Source organism: Bacillus solimangrovi, from assembly GCF_001742425.1.
Classification (GTDB): Bacteria; Bacillota; Bacilli; order Bacillales; family Bacillaceae_N; genus Bacillus_AV; species Bacillus_AV solimangrovi.
Window position 1 is genome coordinate 73,346 of the sequence record NZ_MJEH01000008.1, and the last position, 7,271, is coordinate 80,616.

General features: G+C 36.0%; 7 protein-coding genes. 5 read left to right on the plus strand and 2 right to left on the minus strand.

The annotated features are described in order from the left end of the window. Positions 1–178: 178 nt before the first annotated feature. From arcA to arcC, 4 genes are all read left to right on the plus strand, one after another. Complete coding sequence (arcA, locus tag BFG57_RS03885; protein WP_069716158.1) at positions 179–1,411, plus strand: arginine deiminase; 1,233 nt, start codon at positions 179–181, stop codon at positions 1,409–1,411. A 39-nt stretch (positions 1,412–1,450) separates the two neighbouring features. Next, positions 1,451–2,458 carry an ornithine carbamoyltransferase gene (gene argF, locus BFG57_RS03890; RefSeq protein ID WP_069716159.1) on the plus strand — a complete coding sequence of 336 codons (1,008 nt, stop codon included), beginning with the start codon at positions 1,451–1,453 and terminating at the stop codon, positions 2,456–2,458. A 109-nt stretch (positions 2,459–2,567) separates the two neighbouring features. Then, on the plus strand, positions 2,568–4,055 hold the full coding sequence (locus BFG57_RS03895) for a YfcC family protein (protein WP_069716160.1): 1,488 nt from the start codon (positions 2,568–2,570) through the stop codon (positions 4,053–4,055). Positions 4,056–4,102: 47 nt separating this feature from the next. Beyond that, complete coding sequence (gene arcC / locus BFG57_RS03900; protein WP_069716161.1) at positions 4,103–5,071, plus strand: carbamate kinase; 969 nt, start codon at positions 4,103–4,105, stop codon at positions 5,069–5,071. 81 nt (positions 5,072–5,152) lie between these two features. Here the strand turns inward: arcC and BFG57_RS03905 are convergent, their stop codons facing one another. Together BFG57_RS03905 and BFG57_RS03910 are read right to left on the minus strand one after the other, a co-directional pair. Continuing rightward, positions 5,153–5,845: a Crp/Fnr family transcriptional regulator gene (locus tag BFG57_RS03905; protein WP_083249052.1), complete on the minus strand. Its 693-nt coding sequence runs from the start codon at positions 5,843–5,845 to the stop codon at positions 5,153–5,155. 270 nt (positions 5,846–6,115) lie between these two features. Continuing rightward, positions 6,116–6,697 carry an LOG family protein gene (locus BFG57_RS03910; RefSeq protein WP_069716162.1) on the minus strand — a complete coding sequence of 194 codons (582 nt, stop codon included), beginning with the start codon at positions 6,695–6,697 and terminating at the stop codon, positions 6,116–6,118. Between the two features lie 194 nt (positions 6,698–6,891). Between BFG57_RS03910 and BFG57_RS03915 the strand changes: the two genes are divergently transcribed. Continuing rightward, the gene (locus tag BFG57_RS03915; RefSeq protein ID WP_069716163.1) at positions 6,892–7,215 is read left to right on the plus strand and encodes a MazG nucleotide pyrophosphohydrolase domain-containing protein; all 324 of its coding nucleotides are present in this window, start codon (positions 6,892–6,894) and stop codon (positions 7,213–7,215) included. Positions 7,216–7,271: the final 56 nt, after the last annotated feature.

The following is a 7,271-nucleotide window of genomic DNA, read 5'->3' on the forward strand; positions in this document are numbered from 1 at the left end:
CATCAAAACAACTATCTTCTCCTTTTTAACGTATAAAAATACAAAACGATATATTTTTACTACAATATACCATGCAAACCATCACATCTTACGTGCCTAGCTGCTGGCACGATACTCTAGAGCAACCGTTTACAATATAGTTGTAAACATAATCAGTCATTTGGAAGGAGCGATCACAATGAAATATCCAGTACATATTACTTCAGAAATTGGAGAGCTAAAAACAGTTATTCTTCACCGACCTGGAAAAGAAGTTGAGAATTTGACACCAGAATATTTGAAGCGATTATTGTTTGATGATATTCCATTTCTACCTGCTATTCAAAAAGAGCATGATTACTTTGCTAATGCGCTTAGAAATCGTGGGGTTGAAGTATTGTACTTGACCACACTAATGGAAGAGGCATTAAATTCAAATGAAATTCGTGAAAAGTTTGTCGATCAAATCCTTACTGAAAGTAAATCAAATATTAATGGAGCTTGGAAAAATCTACGAGCGTACTTACTATCAGGTTCAACAAAGGAACTCGTTGAAAAAGTGATGTCTGGTGTCTTAAAAACAGACATTCCATCTGAGAAGAAAATTCACTTATACGAGCTAATGTCTGATCATTATCCATTTTACCTTGATCCGATGCCAAACTTATATTTTACTAGAGACCCTGCTGCTGCAATTGGAAATGGGGTTTCTATAAATAGAATGCAAGAAAGAGCTAGAAAAAGAGAATCAATTTTCATGGATTATATTATGAATTACCATCCACGATTCGCGAATCATCAAATACCAAAATGGTTCACACGTGATAATCGGTTTGCAATGGAAGGCGGCGATCAACTTGTATTAAGTAAAGATACATTAGCGATCGGAGTAAGTGCACGTACTTCCCCTCAAGCGATTGAACAACTCGCTATTCAATTATTTAAATATCAAGATCAGTTTACAAAGGTTTTAGTTGTGGAAATTCCTAAGTCACGTGCATTTATGCATCTAGATACTGTGTTTACTATGGTTGATCATAATAAATTCACGATTCATCCAGCTATTCAAGGTCCTGATGGTAATATGAGAATCTTCACATTAGAAAAAGGTGAACAAGAAAACCGCGTTAAAATAACAGAGGGAAATAACTTCTCTGAAGCATTAAAAGCTGTTTTAAACTTAGACGAAATAATCTTAATACCTTGTGGTGGTGGAGATCCTATCGCATCAGCAAGGGAACAATGGAATGATGGCTCAAATACTCTCGCTATTTCTCCTGGTGTTGTCATTACTTATGACCGTAACTACGTTTCAAACGAAGTGTTACGAAATCATGGGATTGAAGTAATTGAGGTGCAAAGCTCTGAGCTATCAAGAGGTCGAGGTGGTCCTCGCTGTATGAGTATGCCAATTTACCGAGAAGACATTTAATTATTTACAACTAAAAAATATGAATGGGAGTGGATGGTCATGGCATTATCAGTACACAGAGTGAATTTAAAAGGACGTAGCTTACTAACGTTAATAGATTTCAATGCTGAAGAAATTAACGATCTCATTGATTTGGCTGCTGATCTGAAACAAAAGAAACAAAGAGGAAGTCGTGAAAAACTAATGGAAGGCAAAAACATTGCCCTATTATTTGAAAAGCCTTCAACAAGAACACGTTGTGCATTCACTGTTGCTTGTACAGATTTAGGAGCTCATCCTGAATATTTAGGTAAAAATGATATTCAGCTCGGTAAAAAAGAGTCTGTAGCAGATACTGCAAAAGTTTTAGGGAGAATGTTTGATGGAATTGAATTTCGTGGCTATAGCCAAGAGACTGTACAACAACTAGCAGAACATTCAGGTGTACCTGTTTGGAATGGATTAACTGACATGTATCATCCAACCCAAGCGCTTGCCGACTATTTAACGATAAAAGAACAAAAAGGAGATTTGACAGGATTAACAGTCGTTTACGTTGGAGATGGACGAAACAATGTTGCGAACAGCTTACTAATTGTAGGAAGTAAACTAGGTGTGAATGTTCGAATTGCTGCACCTGAATCATTGTATCCAAATCAAGAAATTGCAACATTAGCGAAACAATACGCTAAAGAAAACAATTGTGAGATTATGATTACTGATAATGTAGACGAAGCTGTAAAAGGGGCTGATGTCCTGTATACAGATGTTTGGGTATCAATGGGAGAAGAAGACAAGTTTGCGGAAAGAATCGAATTATTAAAACCATATCAAGTTAACATGGAGATGATTAAAAAGACAGAAAATGAAGACGTCATCTTTTTACATTGCCTCCCTGCTTTTCATGATACAACTACAATTATCGGAAAAGATATCTATGAGAAATATGGATTAGAAGCAATGGAAGTTACAGATGAAGTATTCCAAAGCCGCCACTCTTTCGTATTTGATCAAGCAGAAAATCGCATGCATACGATTAAAGCAATTATGGCAGCCACTATTTCATAATGTGCGCAAACGAATACGTAAGGTGAAGTGAGACTCTGTTTATCAAGGAGAGCTCTCTCTTCTCCTTACACCATCTTAAAGAACGTGATGATGAAAGGAGCGTTTCGTCATGAAGAAATCAAAGTTTAAAATGCCTAGTGCATTTACGATTCTATTCTTAATCATATTAGTAGTTGCAGCATTAACTTGGATTGTTCCAGCTGGTCAATATGATTATGTTGATCCAGATGCTTCAAAGCTAGAACCGATACCAGGAACGTATAGTTCAGCTGAACAAACACCACAAGGAATATGGGAAGTCTTGTATGCACCTATAAAAGGTTTTTTTGATGCTCAGGACATCGCATTGTTCGTCATCGTCATCGGTGGTTTTTTAGGAGTTGTTATGAAAACTGGTGCAGTAGAAGCTGGAATTGGGAACATTGTTCGTAAGTTAAAAGGGCGAGAGAATATTATGATTCCAATCTTAATGACGTGTTTTGCATTAGGTGGGACAACTTACGGAATGGCTGAAGAGACGATCGCTTTCTATCCCTTGATCATTCCAATCATTCTTGCAGCTGGCTTTGATGCTTTAACCGCTGTATTAATCATTGCAGTTGGTGCTGGAATAGGTGTTCTAGGTTCTACCGTTAACCCATTTGCGACGGGAATCGCTTCTGGTTTTGCAGGAATATCTATCGGTGAAGGCATCCTACTTAGGGTTTTAATTCTCATAGTTGGATTACTAATTGGGATTCTATTCGTTATGAAATATGCGAAAAGAGTTAAAGAAGATCCTAGTACATCTTTAGTTGCTCATTTACATCAAACACATAAAGACACTTTTCTAAAAGGTAAAGATGAAATGGAAGTTGTCGAATTAACGAAGCAACGAAAAGCAGTGCTGTGGGTATTTGGAATAACATTTGTCATCATGGTACTCGGGGTTATTCCTTGGGCATGGAAATTCAACATTACATTTTTCGAAGATTTCAATAATATGATTTTAGGCATACCGTTAGTAGGAAAATTATTAGGTAGTATTATCCCACTTGGTGACTGGTGGTTCGGTGAATTAACGCTGTTGTTCCTCGTATCTTCGCTCATTATTGGTTACATTTATAAAATGGGAGAAGAGAATTTCACAACTACATTTGTTGAAGGAGCAAAAGACCTGCTAGGAGTTGCGTTAATCATAGGCGTTTCTAGAGGTATTACAGTTGTTATGAACGATGGTGGAATGACCGCAACAGTGTTGCATTGGGGAGAAGAAATGTTAGCAGACTTAGGACCGACAGCTTTTGCAAACTTAGCATTTCTATTCTATCTTCCACTCTCTTTCCTTGTACCATCAACATCAGGGCTTGCGACGTTATCTATGCCAATAATGGCTCCATTAGCAGATTTCACAGGGGTAGACCGACATATTGTTATTACAGCGTTTCAATCTGCTTCAGGCGTAATTAATCTCATTACACCAACTTCTGCTGTTATCATGGGAGCACTAGCAATTGCAAAAGTCCCTTATGAAATATACTTCAAGTATATGTGGAAAATGTTAATTGCACTTTCAGCTATGGTTATGGTGTTTATTAGTATTTCAGTACTTATATAAGAAGCAATTACTGATGGAAATTTCACTTTATAACGAGGTGATCATGTATGAAAAAACAAAAAGTAGTCGTTTCATTAGGTGGCAACGCAATTCAAGCAGGAAATAGAAGAAGTGATGAAGAGCAGCGACAAGCGTGTTATCATACAGCCAAACAATTAGCTCATCTTTTTGATAAAGATTATGAGGTCGTCATTACACATGGAAACGGACCTCAGGTTGGAAATATTTTGTTACAACAACAATTAAACGATAGTGAACAGCTACCCGCTATGCCATTAGATACGTGCGGAGCGATGAGCCAAGGGATGATTGGTTATTGGATGCAAAATGCATTGTTAGATGTATTCAAACAAGAAAACATTCATAAAGATGTCGCTACTATCGTTTCTCAAGTATTAGTCGATAAAAATGACGAAGCTTTTACTAACCTTACAAAACCTATAGGTCCCTTCTATAACGAACAGGAGGCTATCGAATTAGAGAAAACTAAAGGCTACGACATAAGAGAGGATGCAGGAAGAGGATTTCGGCGAGTCGTTGCCTCACCCAAACCAATTGACATAATAGAGAAGAACATAATTGAAACGTTAGTTGATAATCATTATGTCGTTATTGCTGGTGGTGGCGGTGGTATTCCTGTTATCGATGAGAATGGAATATTAGTAGGCAAAGAGGCGGTTATAGATAAAGATTTCGTTTCTGAAAAACTTGCTGAGCTTATTAACGCAAATATTCTCTTAATTCTTACAACTGTTGATCACGTTGCAATTAATTACAAAACGAAAGATCAAATAAACCTTCACCACCTAACTGTTGAAGAAGCGGATAAATACATTAAAGAGGGGCAATTTGCGGAAGGAAGTATGTTACCCAAAATTGAAGCAGCATTAAAGTTTGTTAATTCAAAACCAGGTCGAAAGGCGATTATTACTTCTCTCGACCATGCTGTAGAGGCATTTGAAGGAAATATTGGTACTCAAATTACACAATCTGAAAAGAAGTTGATGTATTGTTAATAAAAGATAAAAATGATAATCAGTAACAGAGGGGAACATCCTCTTTGTTACTGTTTTATTCTCTTCTAACTCATCTCTTCCTTATAAAATAGCAGCTAAGAAGTACGATGGATCTTTGATGATAAAGTGTTTATTTGTAACCGCTAACCTACCATCCTTTTTCAAGTCGTTAAGTACATGACTAACCGTCTCTCTAGAAGTACCAGTAAATTTCGCTACTTCTAATGTCGTAATCGGACAAGGGATTAGGAGAATCTCCTCCTCTATTTCGCCTAGGTCCTCAACTAAATAACCAAGAAATTGTGTTACTCTATTTTTTGCGTGTGAATCAGTAACAGTTTGAAGCCGATGCTCTAACATCTCAATTTTCTTTGTTACACACTTTACGATTTGAAGTAAAATATGTTTATCTTTCTTGAAGAGCTCTTCAGCATATAAGGTTGGTATGTATAATACTTCAAGGTCTGTAAATGCTTCTGCTGAATATTTGTAGTAATCATTCGAAAAAAGCCCTATATAAGGGAAGAACGTAGTCGGTTTTAAAAAAGAATTAAATCGTGTCGTCACATTCATATTCACTTTCTCCGTTTTTACATATCCACTCAAGATACAGTAGAGTTTCTCTCGTGGATCACCTTCAATAAAAAGCATTTGTCCTTTTTTATATTTCCTATAGTAAAGGTGTTTTTCAATCTCTTTCCGCTCTCGTAAGGATAAACTCGATAACACTTCTAAGTCTTCGAATACTTCATTAAGCTTAATTGTTGTTAACAAGATAACCCGCTCCTACAATAAAGTGAGAGTTCCATCAGTAGGAGCTTCTTCATCCCCTACTGATGGTTAGCTAAACAATTACCATATGATTAATACATATAAAACTTTCTACATTATGATAATATCTAATTTTTCTCTATTTGTGTAAAATAAGCCACACAACACATAATATTGTAAGATTTAAGTTCGGTATCTAAGTTGGAAACATGAAATTTCATTGACTTTCTTAAGTTACGAAGTGTGACTCTTATCAACTTAATGCACTTATGATTACGTCTGGTCATCAGTCAAATATGTTTTTACAGTTGGAGCTTGATATGTGCTGAATTTCTTAAGTAACTCAACTGGTTCTTCATCAACCAACGCCATCTCAAGGTACTTATCATGAATGAATTGCTCTTTTAACATATGGTTAAAGAATTCAATGAGTGGATCATAATAATGATTAATGTTTAAGAATCCGCACGGCTTTTGATGAAGTCCTAATTGCGCCCATGTGAAAATTTCGAAAAATTCTTCCATTGTTCCTGGTCCTCCAGGCAACACGATAAACCCATCTGATAGCTCTGCCATCTTCGCCTTTCTCTCATGCATAGATTGTACGATGATTAACTCCGATAAGTTCTTATGAGCAATTTCCCTTTTATCTAGGAAGCTTGGCATAACACCTATTACATGTCCACCTTCATTTAATACTGCATCAGCAACAGCACCCATAACACCCACACTCGATCCACCATATACGAGTGATATATTTTGTTTTACAAGTTCTTTTCCTAATTTCTTTGCACCTTCAACATAGACATCAGATGCGCCACTACTTGAACCACAAAAAACTGCTAAACTCTTCATACGAGCACCTCCTAGATTGTTTCTATATTATTATACAAAACTAAAATAACTTTGTTAAACTTGAAAATGATTCGATCAAGCTTTCTTTAAGTAAGGATGCTTGCACATCCCACATAAGTAGTTTGTCTACCTAAAAAGGCAAAAACTTTATTTGATAAGCATAAAAACGATAACAAAAAATGGAGGTAAATAGAATGGATGTTACAGAGTTTCAACAATGGGTTAAAAAATATTATGAAAGTAGAGGCTGGTCTGAACTAGATATTTTTATACGTATCGGTTTTTTAGCAGAAGAAACGGGTGAAGTTGCCCGAGCGATAAGAGCTCTTGAAATTGGTAGAGACAGACCAGATGAATTACAATTTTCATATGAAGAAAACAAACAAGAGTTAACAGAAGAATTAGGTGATGTACTCGGCAATTTAATTGTCATTGCTAATAAATATGAAATCCCATTAGAAGAAATCTTTCAATCTCATAAGAAAAAACTGTTAGACCGTTATGCAAATAATCAATAGAAGATAATGCTGAAATATTGAAAACTATATACATACATTCTATTTACCTCCATTTT